Source organism: Roseomonas chloroacetimidivorans (assembly GCF_049629625.1).
GTDB classification, from domain to species: Bacteria; Pseudomonadota; Alphaproteobacteria; order Acetobacterales; family Acetobacteraceae; genus Roseomonas; species Roseomonas chloroacetimidivorans.
Map to the genome: position 1 here is coordinate 1 of NZ_JBNBZS010000071.1, position 26,364 is coordinate 26,364.

At 63.1% G+C, this 26,364-nt stretch carries 19 protein-coding genes; 14 read left to right on the plus strand and 5 right to left on the minus strand.

The genetic code is table 11. The annotated features are described in order from the left end of the window. Window positions 1-59: 59 nt before the first annotated feature. On the minus strand, window positions 60-272 hold the full coding sequence (locus ACO1BU_RS28910; RefSeq protein WP_424139428.1) for an IS3 family transposase: 213 nt from the start codon (window positions 270-272) through the stop codon (window positions 60-62). Between the two features lie 730 nt (window positions 273-1,002). Here ACO1BU_RS28910 and ACO1BU_RS28915 point away from each other — a divergent pair. Beyond that, window positions 1,003-1,770: a DUF3891 family protein gene (locus ACO1BU_RS28915; protein ID WP_424139429.1), complete on the plus strand. Its 768-nt coding sequence runs from the start codon at window positions 1,003-1,005 to the stop codon at window positions 1,768-1,770. A 231-nt stretch (window positions 1,771-2,001) separates the two neighbouring features. Here the strand turns inward: ACO1BU_RS28915 and ACO1BU_RS28920 are convergent, their stop codons facing one another. Next, complete coding sequence (locus tag ACO1BU_RS28920) at window positions 2,002-3,009, minus strand: hypothetical protein (RefSeq protein ID WP_424139430.1); 1,008 nt, start codon at window positions 3,007-3,009, stop codon at window positions 2,002-2,004. A 654-nt stretch (window positions 3,010-3,663) separates the two neighbouring features. Between ACO1BU_RS28920 and ACO1BU_RS28925 the strand changes: the two genes are divergently transcribed. From ACO1BU_RS28925 to ACO1BU_RS28935, 3 genes are all read left to right on the plus strand, one after another. Beyond that, window positions 3,664-4,845, plus strand: coding sequence for an outer membrane beta-barrel protein (locus ACO1BU_RS28925; protein ID WP_424139431.1), 1,182 nt, complete (start codon window positions 3,664-3,666; stop codon window positions 4,843-4,845). A 192-nt stretch (window positions 4,846-5,037) separates the two neighbouring features. Next, window positions 5,038-5,583, plus strand: a complete 546-nt coding sequence (locus ACO1BU_RS28930; RefSeq protein ID WP_424139432.1) for a polysaccharide biosynthesis/export family protein — start codon at window positions 5,038-5,040, stop codon at window positions 5,581-5,583. Window positions 5,584-5,699: 116 nt separating this feature from the next. Continuing rightward, window positions 5,700-6,422, plus strand: coding sequence for a lytic transglycosylase domain-containing protein (locus tag ACO1BU_RS28935; protein WP_424139446.1), 723 nt, complete (start codon window positions 5,700-5,702; stop codon window positions 6,420-6,422). Between the two features lie 48 nt (window positions 6,423-6,470). Here the strand turns inward: ACO1BU_RS28935 and ACO1BU_RS28940 are convergent, their stop codons facing one another. After that, the gene (locus ACO1BU_RS28940) at window positions 6,471-7,241 is read right to left on the minus strand and encodes a WecB/TagA/CpsF family glycosyltransferase (RefSeq protein WP_424139433.1); all 771 of its coding nucleotides are present in this window, start codon (window positions 7,239-7,241) and stop codon (window positions 6,471-6,473) included. 542 nt (window positions 7,242-7,783) lie between these two features. Here ACO1BU_RS28940 and ACO1BU_RS28945 point away from each other — a divergent pair. Beyond that, on the plus strand, window positions 7,784-10,117 hold the full coding sequence (locus tag ACO1BU_RS28945; RefSeq protein WP_424139434.1) for a carbohydrate-binding domain-containing protein: 2,334 nt from the start codon (window positions 7,784-7,786) through the stop codon (window positions 10,115-10,117). Window positions 10,118-10,433: 316 nt separating this feature from the next. On the opposite strand, the gene ACO1BU_RS28950 is transcribed toward ACO1BU_RS28945, so the two are convergent. After that, window positions 10,434-11,639, minus strand: coding sequence for a glycosyltransferase family 4 protein (locus ACO1BU_RS28950; RefSeq protein WP_424139435.1), 1,206 nt, complete (start codon window positions 11,637-11,639; stop codon window positions 10,434-10,436). 969 nt (window positions 11,640-12,608) lie between these two features. Here ACO1BU_RS28950 and ACO1BU_RS28955 point away from each other — a divergent pair. Both ACO1BU_RS28955 and ACO1BU_RS28960 read left to right on the plus strand, forming a co-directional pair. Further along, window positions 12,609-14,048: an exopolysaccharide biosynthesis polyprenyl glycosylphosphotransferase gene (locus ACO1BU_RS28955; RefSeq protein WP_424139436.1), complete on the plus strand. Its 1,440-nt coding sequence runs from the start codon at window positions 12,609-12,611 to the stop codon at window positions 14,046-14,048. Between the two features lie 78 nt (window positions 14,049-14,126). Beyond that, window positions 14,127-15,365 carry a glycosyltransferase gene (locus tag ACO1BU_RS28960; RefSeq protein WP_424139437.1) on the plus strand — a complete coding sequence of 413 codons (1,239 nt, stop codon included), beginning with the start codon at window positions 14,127-14,129 and terminating at the stop codon, window positions 15,363-15,365. 77 nt (window positions 15,366-15,442) lie between these two features. On the opposite strand, the gene ACO1BU_RS28965 is transcribed toward ACO1BU_RS28960, so the two are convergent. After that, window positions 15,443-15,565: a hypothetical protein gene (locus ACO1BU_RS28965; RefSeq protein ID WP_424139438.1), complete on the minus strand. Its 123-nt coding sequence runs from the start codon at window positions 15,563-15,565 to the stop codon at window positions 15,443-15,445. Between the two features lie 111 nt (window positions 15,566-15,676). Between ACO1BU_RS28965 and ACO1BU_RS28970 the strand changes: the two genes are divergently transcribed. The 7 genes from ACO1BU_RS28970 to ACO1BU_RS29000 all read left to right on the plus strand — a co-directional run bounded on the left by ACO1BU_RS28970 (window position 15,677) and on the right by ACO1BU_RS29000 (window position 25,826). Then, a complete protein-coding gene (locus ACO1BU_RS28970; RefSeq protein ID WP_424139439.1) occupies window positions 15,677-16,612 on the plus strand; it encodes a glycosyltransferase family 4 protein in 936 nt (311 codons plus the stop codon). A gap of 19 nt (window positions 16,613-16,631) precedes the next feature. Then, complete coding sequence (locus ACO1BU_RS28975) at window positions 16,632-18,809, plus strand: GumC family protein (protein ID WP_424139440.1); 2,178 nt, start codon at window positions 16,632-16,634, stop codon at window positions 18,807-18,809. A gap of 51 nt (window positions 18,810-18,860) precedes the next feature. Further along, entirely contained in the window at window positions 18,861-20,258 is a 1,398-nt protein-coding gene (locus ACO1BU_RS28980) for a lipopolysaccharide biosynthesis protein (protein ID WP_424139441.1), read from the plus strand. Further along, window positions 20,258-21,763, plus strand: a complete 1,506-nt coding sequence (locus ACO1BU_RS28985) for a hypothetical protein (protein ID WP_424139442.1) — start codon at window positions 20,258-20,260, stop codon at window positions 21,761-21,763. The genes ACO1BU_RS28980 and ACO1BU_RS28985 overlap by 1 nt, the downstream gene beginning before the upstream one ends. A gap of 122 nt (window positions 21,764-21,885) precedes the next feature. Beyond that, entirely contained in the window at window positions 21,886-23,211 is a 1,326-nt protein-coding gene (locus tag ACO1BU_RS28990; RefSeq protein ID WP_424139443.1) for a glycosyltransferase family 4 protein, read from the plus strand. Window positions 23,212-23,341: 130 nt separating this feature from the next. Continuing rightward, window positions 23,342-24,598 (plus strand): hypothetical protein, encoded by a 1,257-nt coding sequence (locus ACO1BU_RS28995; protein ID WP_424139444.1) that lies wholly within the window; start codon window positions 23,342-23,344, stop codon window positions 24,596-24,598. A 259-nt stretch (window positions 24,599-24,857) separates the two neighbouring features. Next, entirely contained in the window at window positions 24,858-25,826 is a 969-nt protein-coding gene (locus ACO1BU_RS29000; protein ID WP_424139445.1) for a glycosyltransferase family 8 protein, read from the plus strand. Window positions 25,827-26,364: the final 538 nt, after the last annotated feature.

Consider the following 26,364-nt stretch of genomic DNA (forward strand, 5'->3'; position numbering starts at 1 on the left):
ATGGGCCCGGATCGGCCGCCGGATGCCGTGGCGCTGCAGGAGCAGCCCGCCCCGCAGCATCAGTCGATAGACCCTTTATGATTGAGGGGCTCGGCTCCCGAGGCCCGGCGGGCGCGGTTCAGCAGGGCGGTGATCCGGCGGTAGCCGTAGGTGGGCCGGGCATCAGTGAGCTGGCGGATGGCCGCCAGCAGTTCGTCGTCGCCCTGGCGCCGGTAGCGGCCCCGGGGCTTCGCGCGGCCGCGCACCTGCTCGACCAGGTTGGAGCGGGCCACGCCCAGGGTGTCGAGTCGTTCGGCATAGGCGTATGCCCAGGCTTAAGCCTAGGCCCTCGGGGCTACGCCCGGTGTCCGGTCGAAATGGGGGCCACTCCACGGCCGGATGCAGTAGCCACCCACCATCGCAGGCGCTGGCGCATCTGGCAGCGCCAAATGGACCCCGAGCGCCTCGCGTTCCTCGAACCAGATCGGTGCAGCGACCAACATGGTCTGGCGCTATGGCTGGGGCCCCTGATGCAGGTGCCTGGTCGATACTGCCCCGCATGGCCACTGGCATACGGTCACCCTCATCGCGGGGCTCCGCAGCATCGGCATGACCGCGCCGCTCGTGCTAGACAGGCCCATGACCGGGGACGTCCTCCCCGTTATGTCGAATAGTCTCTCGCGCCCTTGCTGTCGCCCGGCGAGGGGGTTGTGCTCGACAACCTTGCCGCCCAGCAAGTGGCCGACGTCGAGGAGGCAGTCAGGACCGCGGGGCCAGCCCCATGTGCTTGCCGCCTTACTGTAGCCGCCGCTCCGGCCACAAGGTCCACTCTCTGCGCCCCCAAGCAGCGCCATGACATCCGCCGTGCGCGCGCCAGCCCGCCGGCCAGTAGCGGCAGCAGCCTCCCGGCCCTGAGATCACCAGCGGCGTCCCGTTCCGAGCAAATGTTGACGGTGGCCCGACTGGCCCGAGGTGCAGGCCGGCATGTCGTCTCCCAATGCCCCGCTCGCGCGTTGACGCTGTATGATCCTGCGACGCCCCGAGGGCGGCACCCGCCTCCTCATCCCCCAGCCCTCCCATGCCCTGCTCTCGGGCCAGATGATGGCCGCCTGGGGCGCCCCCGCCTTCGCCCAGCCGGATCCGGCACCGGAGGTGATCCTCGCAGCCGGGCAGCACGACATCGCCTGGTTGTCCTGGGAAGCCGCTCCGACCCTCGATCCGGAAACCGGCCTGCCCCACGCCTTCACCAAGCTAGGCGCGGCGGTCCATGCCCCCATGTGGGCGCGGGGCGTGGAGTTGGCCCGCGCCGCCTGGGGTCTCTGGCCCGCCCTGCTCATCTCTCTGCACGGTACCCGGATTTACACAGAGTACATGAACCCGGAGCGCCTGCCGCCGGACGACCATGCCGCGATCGACCGCAACGCCACCAAGGAGGACGCGCTCCAGGCGGGCTGGATCGCCAGGCTCGGCGCAACGCCCGATCAGGTCGAGAGGAACTCAGCTCTGATCGCAGTGACCGACGCCCTCTCCCTCGCCCTATGCTTCACCGATCCGGACAAGGCCGGGGAGGCCCCGATGGAGGATGGCAGCACCCGCAAGATGAAGCTCGTCCGACAGGGGATGTCCCGCTGGTCGCTGGACCCGTGGCCCTTCCGCGGCAACACGCTGACACTGCGCTGCGAGGCGATCCGCCTCCCCGCCGAGACCCGCTGGACCGATGAGGAGGCCATGCGCCGCGACCTGCGCGACGCCGCCTGGAGCACGCTGACCGAAACCCTGGTTCCCGCCTAGTGACGGGTCAGGCAGCGCCCCGCCTTCACCGGCGCCGCAGTCTGACGCAGCCGCAGATCCTCCTCGCGAAACCCTCCTCTTCCTCGGCGTGCGTCACGGCAAAAATTCCGAGGACGACCTCGTCAAGCTACCGCTTGGGCCGGATCCGATTGGGCGCACCGCCCCGGTCCCACATTCTGGCGGCACCTACCGGCCCGACAGCCGCGGCGCCCGAAGGTCTTCGCGCGAGTACTACGATCGGTTCATTGTCGCTGGTTTGGCAAACCGGTGGCTCAGAAGGGTTGCCGGGCGCACCCGGAACTTGGCGATGGCGTTCTGCCAGCGCTCATGGGTGCGGAAGACAAGTCGCCGGCAGAAGGCTCTTGCGACCAGGGGCTTGTATTTCGGGAAGCGCTTCAACGCTCCGGCAAGCCGGCTGCCTCTTGAAAAGTAGTCAGTAAGCCAGCTGAATCGCAAAATGCTGGTCATATAGCGTGGCTCGTCGAGCACCGGGTGCAGAAATGTAAGATCCCGGAAGTCCTCCAGATCTTCCTCCAGATAGGGTGGATACCACTCGTATCCATCCGCATTACCGAACTCGCTCAGAGAAGCCATTTTCAGATTGGCCATCTTTGCCTCGGTCGCAAGAAACACTTCGTTGCACGGCCAGAATGCAATTTCTCCAGCTGAGGACTGCCGGGACATCTCCAGGCGGCGCTGCATGAAATGACGGAGCGCTCTGTTCGAGCAGATCGAAATGCAGTTCAGCGATCCTTCAATCGAGTCAAAGTCGTATGTGGCAAGATGATGCCAGGTCCACTGCCAGTCCAGCTTTGAGCAGCGCGTTGGAAGAGCGACAAAATCTGCTCCTGCCGCCGAGACGCAGCGTATCAACTCGTCGATCTCGCAATTGATGACCGTGTCGTATTCTACAAACAAGTAGTAATCATACTGCGGAAACTTGGACGCAAATAAGTAATGTGGGTAGTCTGTGTTCCACCAGATGAGTGAACCTCGTTCGGCTCTGTCCGCAAGGCCCATCGCGATCAGGTCGGCATCCGTGGCGCGCAGCACGCGATCGTGCTCGATGGGCCCGATGGGACCGTTCGTCTCATCGGCAACAATAAAGGCGTCGCCAGTCCTAGGAGCATCGCGGTACCGCTGGAACTGACGCAATATAAACCCGTCCCAGGTGTGAGTTTTGAAGACTACGGCATAGCGTGGAACGTGAGAGCTGCCGGCTTCCACTAGGTTCGGCATCAGGAGTCCTCCTGTTTTCGGCACCTGGCGACACGGTCTCTTCCGATCCCCGCCGCGCTCAACAACATCGGTTTAAGCGATCGTCTACCCGGCCGCGCGCAGATCGGGACGGGAGGAGTTGGGAATCCTTCCTTTAGTCACTCGCTGCGGCGGGCAGTTACGATCACGGCCGGCAAAGCAGCGCCTGAACAGACCAGCCCTACAGCCACCCACGAGGATCGCGAATACCACAGCAGGGAGGATTACCCCTGCCGATACTGCCCATCCCGGGCCGGATTCCGGTCATAAAATAGTGGCGAGCACCTGACTTGCCCCGGCGCTGCGGCGGAAGCGCGCGAGATAGGACAAATTCCTCTTCTAAAGAAGGAGAAGATCATTCCGGTTGTTGTATCGGCTCGGCTTCCGCCGCAATCTGCCGGGGTGGAACAACAGCAGCCTCACCGGGCCTTGATCCTTACCGGGATATAGACATTGCACGCTGATCGTCGCTTGTCCCAGCCATTCCGCTCCTCCAGGGGCGATTTGGATGGCTTCACGTCGCCGTATACCTGGTTTGCGACGAAGTGGGCGGCACGCCTTCCCCTTCTGGCAGGAGCAGCGGCTCTCCTTCCGCTTTTCCAGGGTCCGGCGGGTGCCCAGAGTTCGCCCCTAGCAATGGGACCTAACGCGGTAGCCCGGGGCACCACTGTGACGAGCCGATCGCGCCCGGACTACGATCCGCTTGGTGTACGACTCGGTGGATTCCGCCTGCATGGGTCCGCTGAGGCCGGGGTGGGTTTCAGTGACGACGTCGCGCCGAACACCATGCCCGGGCGCTCCGATGGCTTCGTCGATAATGCTTTCCGGCTTGACCTGAACAGCGACTGGACCCGACAAGCCCTCGGCATCACCGCCTCGCAGGCCGCGCGTCAGCACATCCGAAGCAACGACCTGAACTGGAACGACTTCGGCGTAGGGTTCGCCGGACGCTATGATATTGGCCGCGCTTCATCCGTAGGTTTCGAGTACGGCCATGTCCGCAATCATTTGGACGTGACGAGCTTCGACGTGGAACAGGGATCGCTCACCCGCCCGATCCCTTATGACAGCGACCGCGTGAGGCTCACCGGCACGGCCGGCCTCAACCGCGTTGCGATCAGAAACGCGGTCGAGTACAGCATCATTCGGTATGATGAGGAAGAGAGAACCGCTTTCGGCACCATCGGTTCAGGGCGCGACCATAACAGGCTACTGGGCGAAACGGAGATGGCATATAGCTTCGTGCCCGGACGGGCGGTAACGCTCACGACCCGGCTTACCGATATCAACTACCGGAGAAGCGACCGCAGGGGGCAGGACTCGTTCACCTGGGAAGTGCTGGGTGGTGTGCGCTATGACCTGACCGGCTTATGGGAAGTACGCTTCGCCGCTGGGTATCGGCATCGCGACTACCAGGATCCCACCCTGCGCAGCCTCTCTGGGCCAGCCTTCGAAGGTCAAATCACCTATCTGCCTTCGCAGCTGACAACCTTCACCCTGGCTGCCCAGCGGACAATCGAAGAATCCATCCGCGCGGATGCGACGAGCTACACGCGTACCCAGATCCGGTTCGCCGTGGATCATGAGCTTCGGCGCAATATCATTCTCAGTGGGGAACTGCGCGCCGAGCGGCTGGAATATCAGAGCCCAAGCGAAAAGGTCACGGACGCCGCCGGAATGATCGGGCTCCAGTTCCTGATCAACCGCAACTGGTCGGTCTGGGCCAGCTATCAACGCTATGAGCGTCTGGAGGCTCCGGCCAGCACCCGTGAATTCGATCAGAACGTGCTGCAGCTGCGGATGAAGTTTGCGCTCTGACCCCTGCCCTGCCCGCCTGCGAGGATATTACCGAGATCCGCACACATCCGCGCCAGCATTGCCGAAGGCTGCACACCCTGGGCGAGTGAGGGTTTATAGAGGTCACATCGTGAGATTGGAGAATCTATGTACGCTCCGCCACCTCATCCCGGAATTGCCGACCAGGCAGTGAGCCGCCGGCGGAGTTTTCTGTTGGCCATCCCGTCGCTCCTTGCGGTTGCCAGCTGTGCCGGCCCCGGGGCGGACCTCCCCAGCCTGCCCGAAGCTGCGGCGGCGCCATACCGCCTTGGGCCAGGAGACCAAATACGGATTACGGTTTTCAACGATCCGCGCCTGACCGGCGACTTCCGGGTCACGGACACCGGCGTCATCGCTCTACCTCTGGTCGGCACCGTTCCTGCGGGTGGGCGCACGACAGACGAGGTTCGGCGCTCCATTGAGACCACCATGCGTCAGCGTGGACTGTTCACGCAGCCCTCCGTGGCATTGGAGATCATTGAGTATCGGCCCATTTTCGTTTTGGGCATGGTGGAGCGCGGCGGGCAGACGCCCTACCAGCCCGGCATGACCGTCCTCTCGGCTGTGGCCGTTGCCGGCGGCTTCAACTACCGCGCACTGACTGACTACGTCGCCGTCACCCGGATTGGGGAGGACGGGCGCGCGCGGGAATACCGAGCCGAACGCAATGCGCTCCTCCGCCCTGGGGATGTGGTGAATGTTTTCGAGCGGAGGTTCTGATGGAGCGGCCGGCGCCTGCGAACGCAGGGTATCTGGGCGGGATTGGGCTGTTGCTCGTCGTGCAGCTTCCGAGCTTTGCCGCGGCCAGGCCGGCGGCGCCACCCAGTCCTGGGGAAATGTGCCGGTCCGCCATCGGTGCGGCAGAGGTCGCCGAGCGAATTCCACCCGGCCTCTTGCTTGCTATCGCGATGGTGGAATCGGGACGCCGGGACCCCGCCACAGGCGCTCCCACCCCGTGGCCCTGGACCATCAATGCCGAAGGAGAAGGCCGCTTCTTTGCAACGCGCGAGGATGCAGTGGCCGAATTACAGAGAATGCGTGCACGAGGGGCGCAAGTCGTTGATGTCGGCTGCATGCAGGTGAACCTGTACCATCACCCCATAGCTTTTCGCTCGGTACAGGAGGCCTTCGATCCCGTCGATAATGCTCGGTACGCCGCTCGTTTCCTGAAGCAGCTTCAAAGAGCGAGTGGAAACTGGGGAACGGCGGTGGGCCGGTATCATTCATCGACCAGAGACCTGGCCGAGCCATATCGCGCCCGTGTCGCTGCCGCCTGGCCGGATGGGCCGCAGTCCCTTCAGGCAGAGAGCCGGGCCGAGCAGCTGGCCGAGGCCTGGTCGCAGGCGAGACCTGCCGGCCGCCGGTCACGCGGCGGCCCTGTTAGTTCCGGCAGGCCCCCGGCGTTCCAGAGCCCGGTCGATCAGATGGCTCTAGCATGGTCCCGAGCGAGGCCGCCGGCGAAGCGGCAGGGCGTGGATATGCAGGCCTGGGCCATCGCACTGGGACAGCCCAGGCCTGCCGGTAACGGCCGCCGCGGAACGGCATTGGCCATGCGGTAAGTGGCGCCAAAACCCGCTTTCGCTACGGTTGAGGATGGCTGACCTAGGTCACCGCCGCTGCAAGAGCCTCTTGGGCCAAGGGCTTCCGCCATCGCTCATTCGCATCATGGCCATACGGCGCAGAAGCTTCCATTGCGCGAACCGCATCCAGGCCGGTAGGCGCCCTTTTACCCCGGCGATGTCGTCCAGGGCTGGGCCGATACAGAGGCCAAGGCCGGTCGCGTGACCATCAGCCGCGATCCGCGCTGCAAGAAGCTCCTGCCACGGTGACGCTAGGCAGATCAGGACGAAGCGGGCCGGGTTGTCTTGAACGAACTGGAAGCACGCCTCGGCCGTGATGGCGTCCCGGACGAAGCCGGAAGGCGGCGAAAAATGCGCCAGCCGAGTAAGGCCGAATTGGGCGCGTAGGCGCCGGACCGTCTCCGGTGCACTGCCGATCACCGTCACAGCCGTATCGGGGGTGATGACGCGCTCGAACAGAAGCCGCGTGAGATCTTCTGCCGTTGCCGTCTTCAGTGCAATGCCGCGACGTTGGGCGAGCCGCCGAAAATCCCCCCCACCGCACAATGAGAGCCACGCGCCCTTATAGGCCTTGCGCAGCTCGGGCCTGCGCTCGAGCGCCACTAACCCGTCAGCCTTCGGGGCCAGTACATAGGCAAAGCCCGCCTCCGGATCACGTGCGGCGATGCGGTTGAGCGCTTCCTGCGGCCCGACATCATCGACGCGAACTGAAAACACATGGGTGCCAGGAAAATGGGGAGCTGCCGGAACCTTGCGACAGAGGACCACCAGTGATTGAGGTGTCATCGCACCGGCCACTCACGAAGACGTTATTTCCGGGATATAGAAGGCAACGGGGGCTCTTCCAACTGAATTCGGCCGGCCCCGAATGGCCTGTGGCCTGGGGGCCACACCGCGCCGAGCCGAAAGCGACCGTTCCCTAATTCACGCCAACATCGCTGTGGCCCGCCAGAGCACGGTGATCAGCGACAGGTGTCACGTCTGTAAGGTGCCTAGACATTTGCAGGGGGCCATTCGCTCAACCCCGCCCAAGAAGGGCAAGGTCAGGGCCCATCGTTCCCAGCCCCGCCCCGAGTTCAAGGCCGCGACGCGACCGAAGGCACCGCGCGAGGAAACCTGACCACGGCGCGGTTGCCCGGCGATTGCGGCACCTCCAGGGCGAAATGCCTCAGCAGAGCCTCGACCTTAGCGTCGAACGGCGCGGTCTCATTTTTTCAATATTCTCACAGAAGAAGATTCGCGGCAGCGCACAACTTTCAGTTGCCACGAGAATGTGATCGAATATAACGACTTTGTGATAGGCGAGCGCTTGCCTAGTTCAAAGCATGTGAGATCTGACCGTGTCCTCTTCTTCTACAGCGCCCGCCCGCGTCAGCGCGTTTATCGATGCAGTCGGTATTAACGTGCACATGGGCTACTTCGATACCCCCTACGGGAACGTTTCCTCTGTCGTCACGAAGCTCGACTATCTCGGTCTCCATCACGTGCGGGATGGAGCGTCCTGGTCTGGGTGGGTTGCGCCGCTGGCTGAGCTCGGCAAGGCTGGAATCAAGCTCGACCTTATGGTTGGCGGTCAGGGTGAGTCGCTGGATGCGCAGCTGGCCAATCTGACGAAGCTGGCCCCCTATGTTGCAACCGTCGAAGGCGCCAACGAGGTCAATTATTGGCCCGTGACCTATAATGGGCTGACCGGTGTCAGCGCCGCTGTTACCCAGCAGGCGGCTCTCAACCAGCGCCTGGAAGCGATAGCGAGCCTCAAGGACAAGCCGCTGATCGGCTTCTCCGTTGCCGCCTCGGCACAAAGCGGCTTCACTCCATATGGCGATAACAGCGCTCCTAACGATTACGGCAACGCGCATGTGTACTTCGCGGCTGGCACGCCGCCGGCAGATCACCTGGCGAAGTTCATCGACATGGCGAATACCATGACGCCGGGCGACCGCATGTTCCTTACGGAGACCGGACTGCCAACCAATGGAAGCGGTCCCGGCAACCAAGGCGTGAGCGAGACAGTACAGGCCAAGTACACCTTAAACCTCCTGATGGACGCCTATCAGCAGGGGGTCGTGCGGACCTTCCTCTACGAGCTCCAGGACGAATTCGCCGATCCGCAGAATCAAGATCAAGAACAGCATTACGGCCTGTTCCGCCATGACGGCTCCGCCAAGCCTGCCGCCGTCGCTCTACACAACCTGACATCCATCCTCGGGGACACGGCATCGAACGCAGCGACCTTCACGACGGGAACGCTGAATTACAGCGTGTCTGGCTTGCCCAGTGCCGGGCACCACATGCTGATGCAGGAAGCAAATGGAAATTTCGACATCCTGGTCTGGAATGAACCGGTCATCTGGGATGATGCCAACAGCCGCGATCTGACAGTGGCGGCCCAGAACGTGACCGTAAATCTCGGCGCGAACTTCAGCACGGTGAATGTTTATGACCCACTGGTCGGTGAGCGTCCGGTCACGACCTACCACAATGTCTCGAGCCTCGTGCTCGGCCTCACCGACCATCCACTGATCGTGGAAACCGTGGGCCCGGCTGGAAGCTTCACCGCCGTTCCCGTACCCAACGCCCCTTCCCTCACCGCCCCCGCTGCAGGCCTTGTGGGCACGCAGACGGTGGGCAGCGGCACGGACACGCTCGTGCTCAAGATCTCCGAGGACGCGTACCGGGGCGACGCTCAGTTCACCGTCAGCGTGGACGGCAAGCAGATCGGCGGCACGCTGACCGCGCACGCCATCAAGGGTGCCGGCCAGTACGAGAACCTGCAGATCAAGGGCGACTGGTCGGCCGGCAACCACCAGGTTGCGGTGACCTTCCTGAACGATGCCTGGGACGGCACCGCCGATACGGATCGCAACCTGCATGTCGAAAGCGCCACGCTGAACGGCAAGACGATTGCCGGCGGCGCACTGGGGACCATCAACGGAACGGAGGCCTTCTCCTTCGCTGTGGCCAAGTCATTGGCGACCGGCCTCCTGGGCACGCAGACGGTGGGCAGCGGCACGGACACGCTCGTGCTCAAGATCTCCGAGGACGCGTATCGGGGCGACGCTCAGTTCACCGTCAGCGTGGACGGCAAGCAGATCGGCGGCATCCTGACCGCGCACGCCATCAAGGGTGCCGGCCAGTACGAGAACCTGCAGATTAAGGGCGACTGGTCAGCCGGCAGCCACCAGGTTGCGGTGACCTTCCTGAACGATGCCTGGGACGGCACCGCCGATACGGATCGCAACCTGCATGTCGAAAGCGCCACGCTGAACGGCAAGACGATTGCCGGCGGCGCACTGGGGACCATCAACGGAACGGAGGCCTTCTCCTTCGTCGAGGGCGCTGCCTCCAAGCTCGTACTGCACATGTCCGAGGATGCATGGAACGGTGACGCCCAGTTCAAGCTATGGGTCGATGGCGTTCAGCTCGGCGGTGTCCAAACAGTGACCGCGCTTCACTCCCAGCAGCAGGTGCAGGATTTCTCGTTCGAGGGCATCTGGAGCCCGGGTGAGCATAAGGTTCAGATCGAGTTCCTGAACGATGCCTATGGCGGAACGGCCGGTACGGACCGCAACTTGTATGTCGAGGCAATCGATTTCGGGTCGGCACATCATGATCTGAAGGTCGCGATGAACTCAGGAGGTATGGCCAGCTTCGATCATCTTCTCTTCGCCTGAGCGGCCTAGCGGTCACCCGGACGGGGCAGGCGTCGCTCGCATCTGTGGCCCTCTGCCCCGTCTCCGCGTGAAACCCCTCACAAACCCTTCATCGATCGTGCCGGTCGGCATTACGCAGGCTGGGCAGTTCGCGATCCGGTGTCGCTGCTTCGGAATGCGGGCCAACGATCCTGATGGGCTTTGGCGGGCCAGTGCGGCGTCCCTGGTTGGTCACAGGGCGCCGCCTCTCATTTTGTCCTGAAGCTGCCTCAAGCCCAGTCCATGCACCACGACACGGAGGGCCCGAGCGGGCCCGTTCCCGCCTGCTAGCTACCAGTCACAGGACCTCACGATAAATCTGTGCCACCTTGGGAACAATGACGCGCCAATCAAAATGGTCCCGGGCATAGCGGCTGCACGCTTCGCCATTCGGTAGGAAAGAGGTGTCCTCGAGGGCGGCGGCGATCCCATCCGCGATGCTCCGGGCGTCGGTCCCCCCGAGCAGCATCCTTTCCGAGAGACCGGACACGACCTCCGGCAGACCACCGACGGGGGTGGCCAGAACAGGCGTACCGGCAGCCAAGGACTCGATTGCCACCAACCCGAAGCCTTCTAGCTCCGCGCTGGGCATCAGGGTCATGTCAGCGGCCCGGTAGGCCAGCGGCAACTGATCGTCTGGCATGAAGCCGTCGAAACGTACAACGTCGCTTAGCCCAAGGGCCTCCGCTTGCGCCTCCAGAGCTTTGTGCTCTGGGCCCGATCCAGCTATGTGCAGGACGACGTCGCGGCTTCCTGCAACCTTCGAGCGACGCAGGATGGACATTGCTTCGAGCAGCCGGTTCAGCCCCATGCGACGGACCAGGCGCCGAGCCGTGAACAGTGCGGGGCGATCGGGATCCCAGCCCAGCTTCTCACGTGACTTTGCGCGGGTCGGCGCGGAGCTAAAGCGATCACAATCGACGCCGCCCGGCACAAGAGAGAGGACGGAGGACGGAACACCATAGTCCTTCTGCAGGATGTCCCCGAAAGCCCGCGACAAAACAATAATCCGCTGCGCGCGCCGGTAGACAAGACTCTCAATGGCCTTCTTAGCGCGAACGGCGGCCATGCCAGCTCCCTCCGCGGCGCTTTCCATTGCCCAAGGCCCGTGGAAGTGCACGACCAGCGGGCGCCTGGAAAGCTGGTCCAGGATCGGAATCGTGTGAAGCGCAAAATGAGACGCGACAAGATCGGGAGGAGTAACCCGGAAGCTGGCCCGCGCGAGCCGGCGTATCTCGACAGCTCGGTGAAGCGAGGAGCGGCCGCCCGCAAAACCGGAGAGCCTGCCCTCAGTGTCCTGCTCGGCACGACCCAAGCTCGGCACCAGGCCGCGTACCGTGAAGTTAGCCGCAGCTAGGCCAGAAAATAGATTGTAGAACACGTTCTCCGCCCCACCCTTCCGCTCCGGAAACCATCCATTTCCGATTTTGAACAGATTTGCGTGCGGCATCGGCCGGCGGTTTGAACCGGTCTGCTCTTGGAACGGGCCGTCTGCAAGATCCATTTCGAAACCGTTCCTCACAGTCGTTCCTTTCAACGGCGGTCACTTTCAAGGTACCGAGCGCCGTTCAACCTAAGGCAGACAGAGGAATGCTCAGGCCAGGCTCTCGCCATGCACCGACATATCCGCTGCTTCATGCACCAAAGGACGCGTAGGCAAAAGCCACATGTGACGCCGGTATAGAGAGGTCTGAGAGTCGCTGCTTCTATCCCATGATAGCCTCCCGCATGGGCACCGAGTTCGCCACCTTAGCCGCACCTCAAAGAAGGAAGCTCCCTGTTCTGGAGAACCACGTGCCGGAGCAGCGCAACAGCACAAAGGATCTTCTTCCCCGGCCATATCGCAGAGGAGTGCAGAACAAAGTGGGCAGGGTTCAACCCTCCAGACGTGGAGCGGTCTGACTGCAAAGGCGATGAACGCCATAGAAGCTCTCTCATATACTATACGCTCACGCCAATTCGCGACGCCTTCTTGCGAACCCCCTCACCCCCGCGGTTCACCATCCTGATGACGCCTCAGCGTGACTGTGTCCCGAACGGCGCTAGCCCACGGCATCGCCCCACTCACGAGCGCCCCTTTCACGCATTCGTGCAATCGCTCCGCGAACCACCTCTTACTTGGCGATTCATCTCATTTTCTGGGATTTGGTTCGAAACCGATCTGACATTCACACGGCGGATTTCGGCGCTCCAGAGTGAGAGTAAGCAGGAAACAGGACGGGATTCCCTACAACAACCCGGCCTCCCCTTCGCGACCGTAGTATAACGAGTTCGACTTTCGTTGCGTGTAACCCACGGCATTTTCCTTACTCGCCTCTGAGTAGAAAGGGCCCAGCCGACCGCGACGTCGCGAAGCAGCATCTCAAACATTTCTTTATTGAGCAGCAGGCCCTCACGACTAACGTGCGGCTCGCCACGCACTGCAGCATGGCCAGCCGCGCCACGCCCGCGGCTTCCGCTGCCGGAGTTCACGATGGACAGGATGCCCGACGAGACGCTGCTCTCGCTCGACCAGGCCGATGCGTCCCGGAGCCTTCTCTGGGACGTTGACCGGGACTCCCATGGACATCTTCGCTTCACCGCCTATCCGGCCGTTCAGCGGGCCGCTCGCAACATCAACTTCCGGCAGACTGTCTGTATTCTCTCCTTTGCCGCGGAGTTCACGCTCATCGTCGCCTTCGCCGTGACGATCAGCAACTACGCACAGGAGGAGATGGCTTCGGATCGGATCGCATTGAGGACGGCCGGAATCCTCGTCGCTGCCGTCGTAATACGGCAGTCTCTCGCCGCAGCGGATGCGCACCCTCTCAACGCCAGGCATTGCTCGCCGCTCTCTGCTGCTCTGAGTGTTGCTGCCGCCTTCACCCTTCTGCTTCTTGGCGAGGCCTATGCGGGACAAAAGACTTTCTGGCAGACGAGTGCCTGGGCGGTGCCTTCCGTCGCTTCGGTCCTGGTTCTTCGTACCCTTGTCTGGCGTTCCGGCTGGGCGTTGGACGGAGGCGGGATTGCCCTGGTAGGCGAGAGCACCGCGGTTCAGGAGCTTTCCAGTTCTCTCACAAGGCCAAGGCGAAGACCCGTGGTCGCGCTTTTCGATCAAGAGGCGCCGGAAAGCCTGAGCACCCTTCGTCGGATGGTGGAGGAAGGACATGTGGAGACGGTCGTCCTCACGGCCGTCCCACCCCAAAGCCTCGGCGCCACCCTGAACCGCTTGGCCGATCTTCCTGCGGGCATCTACATGGCACCGAACTTCGGCCCGACCTATGCACCATTGCCAGAGGTGATCGAGGTCGTGCCTAACCTGCTGACTGGCACATCCGGCCTCAGCAAGCGCTTCGTCGATCTCGTCGGCGCCTCAGCCGCTCTGGGCATCCTTGGACCATTCCTTCTTCTGACCGCCCTGATCGTTCGTCTCGAAACCCCAGGCCCCGCCTTGTTCCGGCAGGTACGATTTGGACTCGGCGGGCGCGCAGTGGAGATCTGGAAGTTCCGGACCATGTATCTCGACCGCGGGGACGTCACTGGCGAGGCTCGCACTCTCGCCCGTGATCCACGGGTAACGCCGTTCGGGCGTATCCTCCGGCGCCTGAGCATTGATGAGCTTCCTCAGCTCATCAATGTGCTGCGCGGAGAGATGTCGCTCGTTGGACCGCGCCCGCACGCGACCAAGATGAAGATTGCCGACCGATACTACACTGAAGCCGTAGCCGAGTATCCCGTGCGCCACCGCGTTAAGCCAGGCATCACCGGCTGGGCGCAGGTGAATGGCTCCCGCGGTGAGGTCGATACAATGGAAAAGGCCGTTCGCCGCGTCGAGCTTGATCTCTGGTACATCGCGAACTGGACCATCTGGCTCGACATCCAGATCATCCTGCGCACGGCAGCGGGCGGCTTCGTCACGCTGAAGGCGGATTGAAGTGCCCATGAAGCGATCCTGCACAGCAACCCGCCCCCTCCTGATCGCGCCCCAAATGGCGGCTGAAAGAGTGCTTCCATGAAGGTTGCCCTCGTCTGCGACTCAATGTCCGCCTATGGCGGTGCGGAGCGCGTCATTGAGCAGATCCTGGCTGTCTTCCCCTCTGCGGATGTCTTCGCCGTGGTTGATGTGCTGCCGAAGGGCCAACGCGCCTTCCTCGGCGGAAGGACGGTTCAAACATCCTTCCTTCAGCGTGTACCGGGGATCCAACGGTCTTACCGTAAGCTCTTTCCCCTCTGGGCCATGGCGGTCGAACAGCTGGACGTCACTGGCTACGACCTCGTTATCTCAAGCCATCACAGCGTAGCCTATGGCGTGCTGACGCGCCCAGGCCAGGTGCATGTGTCCTATGTTCACTCCCCCATGCGCTATGCTTGGGACCTGCAGCACCAGTACCTGAAAGAAGCAGGTCTCGCGCGCGGGCTGCTCAGCTTCATCGCGCGCAATGCTCTCCACCGGGCCCGGATGTGGGATTTTGTCGCTGCGCAGCGCCCGGATGCCGTGGCCACGAACTCGGCCTTTATTGCCGGGCGCCTCTGGCACACGCACCGTCGGCGCTCTTCCGTAATCCATCCGCCCGTCGCCGTCAGGCCCACTGTCGGGGCCGAGAAGGAGGACTATTATCTTTCCCTCGGACGGCTCGTTCCTTACAAGCGCACCGATCTCCTCGCCCGGGCCTTTGCCGCGATGCCGGAGAAGCGTCTCAAGATTGTAGGTACCGGCCCGGACCTGAAGCGCATCGAAGCCCTCAGGATTCCGAATGTCGAGGTGCTCGGCTTCCAGCCGGACGAGGTCGTGGCGAAGCTCCTGGCCGGCGCGAGGGCCTTTCTTTTCGGCGGAATCGAGGACTTCGGCATCTCGGCGGTGGAAGCGCAGGCTGCCGGCACTCCCGTCATTGCCTACCGCGGAGGCGGCCTTCTGGAGACCGTCCGAGGACTTGAGCAGAGTTCTCCGACCGGCGTCTTCTTCGAGGAGCAAAGTGTTCCCGCCATAATCGCCGCAGTCGGACGGTTCGAGAAGAACCAGCATCTCATAAGCACCGAAGCCTGCGTCGCCAATGCGAGCCGCTTCGGCGAGCACCGCTTCCGGCAGGAGTTCGCGCGCTTCGTGGAGAACGCCCTGAACGAACGGGACCATATCCCAAGCCCGGCTCTTCCGGCCGCGCCTGTTGAAGCGGAATGGACAGCGAACGTCGGTACTCGCGCAGTCTCCGCCAGACGCGTCGACCTCGCTTCCGTCCCGGGCTCGCCGGCATGAGTATCCGAACAAGATACAGGAGCGACTATTCGCGACCGCCCCGAGCCGAGAGCGACCGAGATGCGCGACCTCGGATTCTATACCTGTCCGCCGTCGCCGAGATAAAGGGCGGCGCGGAATACGTGCTGCTGGACATGCTCCGCAGCCCGTTCTCCCAGCCACTCCTCGCCGTTCCCGGCCCAGGGGCCTTGGCCGACCATGCAGCCGCGCTGGGCGTTCCTGTCCGGTTTTATGATCTCGGCGAGGTTCAAAGCGTCCGACGCCCTCTCCGGGCTGCAACGGCCTGGCGCGTCAGCCGCGATGCGTTCCGAATGGCCAAGCAGATTGCCGACCTCCTGCGGGAGACCGAGGCAGCCTTCGTCCATGCGAACGGCCTGAAGGTGCATGTCGGCGCCTGCCTTGCACGCCTGCTGCACGGAACGCCAACGGTCGTCCACATGCACGATGTGCCCTTCTCGCGTTCGGAGCGGCTTATCTGGAGAGGCTTAGCTTCGGCCGCCTCCCACGTCATCGCGGCATCGACGATCTGCTTCCCTGACCAGATCCAACGCTCGGCGGAGGCGTCGCTTCTCAGGCAGGGCCTTCAGGCGGAAGTGGCGCCGGAGCCGAGAGCGCTGCCACCAGAACCAGTCGTCGGCTATCTCGGCCGGTTTCATCCCTTCAAGGGCACGCATCTCCTCCTGGATTGGTTCGAGTCCATCGCGGACGAATTTCCGGCCACTACATTGTTGCTGAGGGGGCGAGCCGATCCGGAGGGCGCGGCTTACTGGGCCGGGCTACAGCCGCGGATCAATCGGCTCGTCGCCCAAGGCCGCTGCCGCGTCGATTCCTGGCGTGCGGACGGCAGCGATCCATTTGATGGTATCGACATCCTAGTAGCCCCTTCTGTTCACCCTGAAGTCGGTCCCCGCGTCATCATGGAAGCGATGGTGCGGGGAATTCCAGCGATCGGTTATCCGGCTGGAGGCGCCCTGGAGATGATGCCGCATCCGGGTGTCGGGGCCCACGCGGCCGATACCGGCCAGTTCCGCGAGGCGCTCCAACGACTGCTTGATCCGGCGACCTATGCTTCGGTGAGCGCGTCCGCGCTGGAGCATGCTCGCCGGAATTTCGGAATCGAGAGGTTCTGGGCGGATCTGGCCTGCGCGCATTCTGCTGCACTGAGCACACGAACGCCGCCCGGCAGACCGGAAGTCGGCAGTTGGCCCACGAGCGTCCTTGCTCCCTGGAGCAGCGACCGGCGATGAAAATTAGCGAGGTTGCAGCATGAGCGCCGTGTCCTTCCCCCGCTCCTCCCCGCGAAGAGAGGTCGAGCCGACGAGCGAGATGTCGCTCGGTGTCCTCTGGGCCATTCTCAACCGACACCGCTGGTTCATGGCCGTCTGGGTCCTGCTGATTGTCGGAATTTCGGCCATCTTCATCTTCAATCTACAGCCGCGTTACCGCGCGACGGCGCTGGTCACGCTGGACACGCGGCCCATCAGGTTCGCGGAAGTGAGCGCGCCCGTTTCACAGCTCAGCGCCCCCATGGACGCGAGCCTCGTCCGGACCGAGGTTGAACTGTTGGGAAGTGACAGCATCGCACGGCAGGTGGTTGGCGATCTCCACCTCGTCGACAGCCCGGAGTTCAGATCGTCACCCTCGCTGTTCGAGCGGGCGATGATAGCTATCGGGCTTCGGCCGTCGGAGTCGGACGCCCCCCCGAAGCCGGAGGAGATCTTCGAGCGTACCGTGGCCACCTACCGCGGTCGGCTGGGCGTCTTCACGGATGGAAGATCCTACGTCATCTCCGTGTCGTTCGAGGCTTCAGACCGGCAACTCGCGGCCCGGATCGCCAATCGCCACGTCGAGGCCTATATCCGCCGTCAGCGCGAGATGAAGGATCAGGCGCTCGCTAACGCGACTTCCTGGCTTGATCGTGAGGTCGCATCCCTGTCGGAGCGTGTCCGCCAGTGGACGCAGGCGATCCAGACCTATCGCGAGGACCACCGCCTCTTCAACGTCGATGCGGCCCGTGGATCTAACTCGGTTGCCCAGCAACAGCTGGCCGAAGCGCTGGTCGAACTGACTCGCGCCAGGGCCGACCTGGTGGCCAGGCAGGCGCGCCTCCAGCAAGCACGCGACCCTGCCAGGAGTATGAGCATCCCGGAAATCGTGACCTCGCCCGTGATCGCGCGGATGCGCGAACAGGAGCTCACGGCACGGCAGCGCCTAGCTGAGGTCGCTGGCATGTCGGGCCCAAACCATCCCTTCGCCGTTCCTCTGCGAGAGGAGATTGCCGAGACAAGGCGTCAGATCGATGCAGAGCGCACTGCGATCCTTCGCAGCATCGCCTCGGAGGCAACAATTGCCCAGACACGCGAGGCCGAGCTGAGCCAGCTCGTTTCGAACCTGGAGAGCCGCTTGGCGCAATCCGAACGCGACAGCGCCGGGCTGCGCGATCTTGAGCGCGAGGCCTCGGCCACGCGGTCCCTCTATGAGAGCCTGCTTGCCCGGCAGAAACAGGTCGCAACCCAGGTGGGGATCCAGCAGGCCGACGCGCAGCTCAGCTCCCGTGCCGTGCCACCGCAGCTTCCTTCCTTCCCGAACAAGAAGCTATTTCTGGCCGTGTCATTCATCGTCGCGGCCGGGACCGGAAGCGTACTTTCCCTCCTGCTCGACGGACGCCGCAAGGGCTTTGGCACGATCGAGGAAACAGAGGCAGCGATCGGGCTTCCGGTGCTCGCCGCACTGCCGCGCTCACCACGTGAGCCGCTCGCCCTGGCGAACCAGGTTGCCTACGAGCCGGGCTCTCTGGCGGCCGAGGCTGTCCAACGCCTCCGTAGTATGCTCGCCATGCGGCAAGGCGGTCTGCCGGCCGTACTGTCCGTAACCTCCGCTCTTCCGGGAGAGGGCAAGACCAGCGTTGCTTTGGCGCTAGGACGCAGCCTGGCCAGCTCCGGCTTCCGGGTTCTGCTTATTGAAGCGGACCTGCGGCAGGGAAAACTCGCTGCAACGCTGTTCAGGCATCGCATCAAGTTCGGCACCTCCGATGTGCTCACGGACCGGGTGGGGCTGGAGCAGGCGGTCCAGCTGGACCCGGTCTCATCTCTGCACATCCTCGCCGCCAAGGGCGATGCGGTGGTGCCGCAGGACTTGCTTACCCCCGCGCGGCTGCAGCCGGTGCTCTCGGCAGCTCGGGCCCGCTACGACCACGTCATCCTGGAGACTGCGCCGTTCAACGCGGTGGCTGACGCGATTATCGTTGGCCGGAGCGTGGATGAAACCCTTTTGGTCGTGAGAGCCGAGACAACCCCGGCCGCCGCGGTCACATCCCTGATCAGGTCCTTCCGGGGCGCCCACCTGCCGATCGCGGGCCTCGTGCTGAATGCCGCAGATCCAAGGCACGCAGGCCTGATAGGCTATCCGCGGCAAGTTCCTCGGCTGAGCCATTCGAGGACTTAGGGGATGTCGGAAGAGAAAGCGTCAGGACGCAGAGGCAACCTTGAGCAGGTCATGCTTCCAGAGCCCGCCGGGGCCGAGGAGGCAGGCCTGCCCCCCACCGAGGCGGATCTTGCACTTGGCCGCCGCATGGCGCGCCTTGCTCGCGGTGTGCTTAGAGGCCAGGGAACGGTCTTCGCCTTTGCGCAGACGCTGACCACGCAGGTCCTCGTGCTCGCTCTCAACCTGATAACCGGGGTGCTGACCGCGCGGCTGCTCGGCGCGGAAGGCCGCGGAGAGTTCGCGGCCTTCTCGATTTGGCCGCCTTTCGTCGCTGCACTGGTGAGTTCTGGCCTCTCGGCGGCCCTCGTGCACCAAATCAAGAGCCGCCCGAGCGATGAGAGAAGCTCGGTTCTTGGCTCCGTTACAATCCTAGGCCTGCTGCTCGGCACCATTTCGGCCGCTGCAACGCTCATTCTCATGCCGCTCTTCCTGAAAGAGCGCTACGCTGAAGCCGTGGCCACGCTGGCCCCACTGGCGGCGTTCATATCGGCTCTCTGCCTCCTGACCGTTGTCATCAGAAGCACCGCGACGGCGTTCGGCCGCTTCCGCAGCTTCAACATCGCGAGTTGGGCGGATCCGGCGCTCTACTGCACCACCCTGATCACAGCGGCATGCCTGGTTCCGCTTACCGCAGAGCGAGCGGTGCTGTGCCTGTGGTTCGCGACGGTGGCCTGCTTCGTTGGTCTCGCCATATACTTCTTCACGCTCGGTCCTGTCCGGCTCCGGAACGCGACAAGGTACCTGCCGCCGCTCACCTCCTACATGGCGCGCGCCGCCGGCGGAAACATCGTTGGTACGCTCGTCGGCCATATGGATCGGCTGATCCTGCTGGTCCTGCTGCCAGCGAGGGAATTTGGGCTCTATATTGTCGCGTACAGCCTCTCGCGCCTGCTGGGCATCGTGCACACCGCCGTGAGTGCCGTGATGCTTCCCGCGATGATGGAGCAGGAGGGGGAGGCCGTTGGCGTTCTTCACAACCGGGTTTTCCGGCTGGTTCTTTGCCTCGTGGGCGTGGCCGCACTGGTGGCATGGTCATTGGGCCCGTTTGCGCTCTCGCTACTGTACGGGGCGGAGTTCAGGGCAGCCCAGCCCATCTTCATGATTCTGGTCCTGGAAGCGGCACTCGGTTGCCTGACATCGGTTACCGCGCAGCTCTATCTGGCGAAGGGGCGTCCTGGCTTCACCTCCTTGGCACAGCTTGTGTCCTTTGCCGTGATCTGCGTCGGCCTCCTCACGCTTGTTCCCCTTCTTGGGGCTCCGGGAGCCGCTCTCACAATGCTCCTGTCGACCTCGCTCCAGCTCTCCATGTTCCTCTTCGCCATGCCGAGAGCGCTTCAACTTGCTCGGCCCGGACTTTCCTCCTTCGGGGCGGAGCTCTCGGGTTATGCCCGCAGTCTGGCGCGCCTGTGATGCAGACCTGGAATCACGACGCCGGCGCGATCATCCAGAATGCCGCTCCCGCGGTAGGCCGAGGATGGATCGTGTCGTGGAGCAGCCCAGCACTCCTAGGCCCGGGCGCGCTGCTGTCCGCCGCAACCGCGCTCGGGCTGCCGCTGCTCTTGCATCTCGCGGGGCTGTCCAGCTTGAATCGGCTTGCCTACCCCGCCATGGCGTTTCTCGTGGCCGGCTTCTTGTACATGAAGCGCTCGCCCTGGTATTTTGGCTTCTGCCTTTGGCTCTTCTGTGCCTGCTCTCTGGTTCGCCGCTTGGCTGACTACCAAGCCGGTTTCCAGGTTTCCAGCACGATCCTAGTCGCTCCGTATATTGCATGCATGCTGGCCGGTGCATCCGCGATCCGGTATCTCGGGACAGGAAAGAATCTGGGCTCCGTCCCCTTCTTCCTTGTCCTGAGCACGATTTTCTACGGAACAGTGCTGGCAGTTCTTCAGGACCGGCTGACGCTCGGCCTCGTCGATATGCTTAAGTGGACAGCAGGGCCGCTGATCGCCGTGCACGCACTGCTTTATAGCCGAGAGAGCCTCAGCGATCTGCGCCAGGTGGTCTCGACCGCCTTGCTGGTTGCAGCCCCAATGATGGCCGTCTACGGCGTCCTGCAATTTGCATCGCCGTTTCCCTGGGATGCGGAGTGGGTGATCAATGTCCGGCAGCTTGGCTTCGACTCCATCGGGGTTCCGGAGCCATTCGGCCTACGGGTTTTTGGGCCCATGCATTCACCCGGCGCGCTAGCCACATATCTCATGGTCGGCATTATGCTGAGCGTGGGCCAGCGGGCGCTTCCATCCTGGTTGTCAGTCGCTGTATGCACTCTCTGCCTGGCGCTCTGCATGTACCGGACGCTCTGGGCTGCAACTTGTCTCGGGCTGCTCCTTGTCTTCTTTTGGGGTTCACCCGGGGCCAAGGTGAAGATTGTCATCGGGGCGGCCATCGTGGTGATGGGAACGAGCATGCTCGCGCTGGTTCCCGAAGTGCAGTTTATGCTTGCCAAGCGCTTTGCGACGTTGTCGGACCTCCAGACTGACGAGAGCGGCGCAGAGCGCCTGATGCAGTATGTCCGCTTCTTCGTTGATGGTGGAGACCACATGCTCGGGGTTGGCCTCGGGGTGAATTACCAGGCCTCGGTTGGTGGACAGGGGGCCGCATTCCTGGACAGCGGGATTCTCGATACGATACGGGCCCTGGGTCTATTCGGCGGACTGCTTTACCTGGCGGGACTTGCCGCGCTGATTTTCACCATGCTGTCGCGCCGCTTCACTCCGGGTCTTGGGTCCGTCATATTCCGCTCGGCTGCGGTCGTCTGCTTCCTGCAGATTCCATTGGGGTCCGTGCATGTCGCGGAAGCGGGCTTCCTTGGATGGCTCACACTTGCAGTCGGGCTCGCGTCTGGGCGGCCCCGAAGCCTGGCCAGCATCTCCTCAGGCGTCCTACGCCACCCGAGTATGCGCAATGCGACTTAGAGCGGCGAGTTCAGAGAAGAGTGTCGGTGAGTCGCACCGCCGGCAGACGCCCGTGCCGGGCAGGTTACGTGGGGCTCAGCTGAAATCAGCATCACCATAGGTGAGGAACGGAGCGAACCGAGATGCTCGACTTTCATGCGCTGCCGTCTTCGTATCAGGGCGCTAACCGCTTCTTCGGGCGACGCGTAGAGCTCTTTTTTACAGGCCGCTCACGCAGGGGCCAAGGTCATCGCAGGGCGGCGATGACTGAGCTGGCGGAAACACAGCCACGGACGCCTGACAAGCCATCAATCTTTGTCCTTCACCCATCTGATTTGCTCACCGACCACCGCCTGCACGGCGATGGGCTGATCGCCTGCGATTTCCTGCGTGAGCTCGCGGCCCGTGGCTACCGCCTTCATGTCGCCTGCCGCGATGTCGATATCGCCCGCCCCTTCCCGAACAACTTGACCCTCTATCGGGTGAAGCAGTCCGGGCGGGCGGGCCTCGCGGGCCGGATCGAGTACATGGTCCGCTCGCGGCTTCTGCTCAACAAGTTACGGCGGGAGGGCACCATCGATTTGGTGCACCAGATGAATCCCGTCTTTGCCGGCCTTTCACTCAGTGTTGTCGGTAGCGGTTTGCCGGTCTTGCTCGGGACCTATGTCGCGCGGTGGCCCGATATGGGCAGCGGCCCTATTCGCCTAGGCGCCGCCCGGCTCGTCCGACGGGCGATTTGCTATCTGCAACAGAGGCAGGCGGCAGCGATCATGCTGACCACGCCGGCCGCGCTCGACCGCATCGCTTCACCCCGCGGGGTGAAGCACAAGATCATACCGATGAACCACGGCGTCGATGCGGCGCTGTTCGCTCCGTCCTCGGGTCGACCCACTCGCGGCCCGGCGAGCATCCTGTTCTACACGAGCGTCACGAGGCGGAAGGGCATCTTTACCTTGCTCGAGGCCTTCAGGCGTGTCGCCCAGGTTGTTCCGGACGCCACTCTTAGCATCGTCGGCAAGGGTGAGGAGTGGGATGAAGTCCGCGGCATCGTGGGCAGCATGGAGTGCCGGGATCGCATCCAAATGCACGGCTTCCTACCGCGCGCACAGGCCCCTGAGTTGTATCGGGAACACGCGGTCTATTGTTTGCCGTCTCATGGCGAGCCTCTCGGGACCACGGCCCTAGAAGCCATGGCCTGTGGACGCCCACTCGTTGTCACCAATACCGGCGGGCTGCCATATCTCCTGGATGACAATGGCGGCCTCAAAGTTCCCGAGGGTGACAAGGATGCGCTGGCTGAGGCCTTGATCAAGCTCGTGACATCGCCCGAGTTGCAGGAACGCATGGGCCGGGCGAATCGCGCACGGATACAGAATGAGTTTACGGTGGAGAAGGTGGTCGACAAGCTCGAGGAGGTCTATGCGCGCATACTGTCAGGCAAGACCGACGAGCCGAGGCGGGCTTCATGACCACCGATGCTGTGCTGCTGGGCCGCACTGATCACGGCACGGTACCAGGCCGGCTCCGCACGGCCGGTGGATGCGCCACCCATCACGGGAGACCCTACGGGTGCTGACGCGGCGGCAGCTAACAGGCTCCATGCTGACGCTTCCGCTTGTCGGGCACGCAGAAGCGCCGGGGATGCAGGCTCATGCGGCAGACCGCCTCGTCGACAGCATCGGCGTCAATATCCATGCCTGGCCAGGGTACAGCTATGTCTCCGGCCGAAACTGGCAGACCATCATCCTTCCGGCGTTGCGGGATCTCGGGGTTCGCCATCTCCGGGATGGCCTGGGCACCGACCTGAAGCTCGTCGGGCGCCATGCGGAACTCGTCGATTCGGGGTTCCGGCTCACGCTAATCACCAATCCTCAGACATCTCCCGGACTGCAACTCGGAACAACCCTCTCCCGGATCGGCCTGAAAGGTGTGGCGATGCTGGAGGGGGTGAACGAGCCCGATGGAAGCTGGGGTCAGTCGCCGGGCCAGAATGCCGAGATGGCCGTTTCCCATCAGCGGGAGCTCTATGCCTACGCTCGGCCCAGAAATATTCCCGTCGCCGCCTCCGCTTTGATCGATGCGGGGCAGGCCCCAAAATTCCAGGGACAGGCGCAGTACGCGGATTACGGGAACTGCCATCCCTATCCCGGCGGTCGCCTGCCGGAAACGGGCGGCTGGGGCGACCATGGATATGGAAGCATCCAATACGCGCGGGATCGCCTGGCTCTCGCCGTGGCGGGCGACGGTAAACCCTATGTGGCGACAGAAGCCGGGTACAACAACGCGGTTTCAGCACGGGCCAAGGCGGCGGGCGGCAATCACGGCTGCAGCGAGGCTGTCGCGGCCGCGTACGAGCCCCGCCTCTTCCTGCATTATCTTAACACGGGTGTATGGCGCACCTTTCATTACGAGCTGTTCAACCAAGCAGCCAATCCAGACGATGCCGAAGCCAATTTCGGCTGGGTTCGCCATGACGGAAGCAGGAAACCGGCCTTCCTAGCGATGCAGCGGCTCATCTCGATCCTGTCGGACCCGGGCCCTCCGTTTCAGCCTGGGCGGCTCGCCTTTTCGCTCGATGGGGAGACGGATCAGGTCATGTCCTGCCTTCTGCAGAAGCGGGACCGATCGTGGTATCTGGCTCTGTGGGTGGCCCAGTCTCTCTGGGATGTCAGGACGTTCTCCGAACGGGCCGTACGTCCCCGGTCCATCACCTTGCATCTTCCCATGCCCCCCACAGAAGCCACGGTGGCCCGGCTGGACGACAGAATGGGCTTTTCCGAACTGGCACCCGACGGCCAAACCCTTCGCCTTACGGTGGGCTCACATGTCAGTATCGTGCGGCTCGTGCTGCGGTGATCCGCAATCCTGGCCTGGGACGGGCGGCGAAAAATTCGGCACCCACTTCGGAAGCGTTTGTCCTGGCGCGATTTTGGGGCCAATGCCTGCAAGCGGAGACAAGAGGCCAAGCCCGAGACAGAGGTGCGTTGAGATGCCCTCCTTGGTGCGGTGGAACAGTCTTTCCAGCAGGCAAAAGTCTTCAGCGACCAAGGAACTGAGTTCGTCAGCCCCGCCCGCGCTTGGTAGCGCCGGCGCTTTCGCAGCAGGAGCTAGTATGTTGGCAAACATCTCCGTCCTGTTTTGCGCCGATGAGCAATACTTCCCCCATCTGGGCGCCACAGTTTCGTCACTGCTGGCCAGCAATCCCGGAAATAGGTTTCACTTGATTATCTGCTCTGCCAGCCGGAGCCCTGCCGCAGAAGAACAGGTCGCGACCGTGGTCCGCCAGTTCAGCAACGCGAGCGTCGAGTTCATCGATTTCGATCTGAAGGGCTGGGAGGCTGACCTGCCGGTCGGCAAACACATCACGCTCTCCTCCTATCTCCGTCTGTTCGCGGCGGAGTTTCTCGACGCCACGCTCGACAAGATCCTTTATCTGGATTGCGACATCATCGTTCGTGATGATCTACGCGGACTCTGGGAAGCAGAGATCGACGAGTTCTATGCGGCCGCAGTACCGGAGCCCTATCGGGCCGTCCATCCGGGGTTTGGAAGGAATGACACCTATTTCAATGCAGGGGTGCTGCTGATCAATCTCCGCAAGTGGCGCGAAGACCATGCCACGAAGGCCCTTTTGAAGTTCACGCTCGAGCACGTCGGTGCCCTGACGGCCCATGACCAGGATGTTTTGAACAACGTCTTCCGCGGACGCATCGCTCCTCTCGATCATTGCTGGAACTTCCAGCCCAACTTCGCAGATTTCTCGGCTGCCGAGATGGGCATGACGAAGGAGGCATTCCGACAGCTTCGAGAGGCACCAAAGATCGTCCACTACACCGGCAGCGCTAAACCCTGGCTCTACATGCAGGAGCCGCATTACAAGGATTACTACAGAGAAGCCGCCAGCCGCACACCCTGGGCTCGGCGCGGACCCGCTGATCGCACACCGGCGAACATCATCCGGAAGACGATCAAGATGAAGCGGCTGAAGGAACGGGCCAACTGGCACTTTCCTCAGCTCTGCCGTATGGCCCGCAGTCTGCTCGGACGACGCAGCCGGGTCGATATCGATCCAGCCATTAGTTGAACTCAGATGACGCGCCCGGTGTGGCTGCTGGCCCCGTCCACACGAGCCGCCGCTAAGGCCGCCCGGGCCTTAACCTCTCGCGGAACTAGGGCTGCCCTGCGCGTCTTGCCGCGTAAGCCGCGCTTCGCTTTGCGCGCGGGGCCCTCCTCTTCCTGATCGAAGGCGGGTACAGCCCGGCAAAGGGTGCTGGCAAGTTGTTGGACAGTGGTCTGAGTGATTGAGCGGGGGCAGTCTGACGGACAGTTACCGAACCTCACCACCTGGACGGACCACTTCAGTGGGAATGGACCAAGCCTGCTAACCCTGCATGCCCGCTCATCCTGCGCCGCCCCCTCCCCCTTCCGACCAGCCTACGATCTCTGAAACCAGAGCCAGTGCCAAACTAGCGTCCTCGCCGGATTAGTACCCATTCGCCGACGGCCGCCTTCCCTGGCCTGGGTGCCCGCTGATCTTACTGACGTTCGTAAGAGTGTCGGTAAGGGCAGGTGGGTGGGATGGAGATCATCAGCGGGGTCGAGCGGCGTCGGCGTTGGCGGAC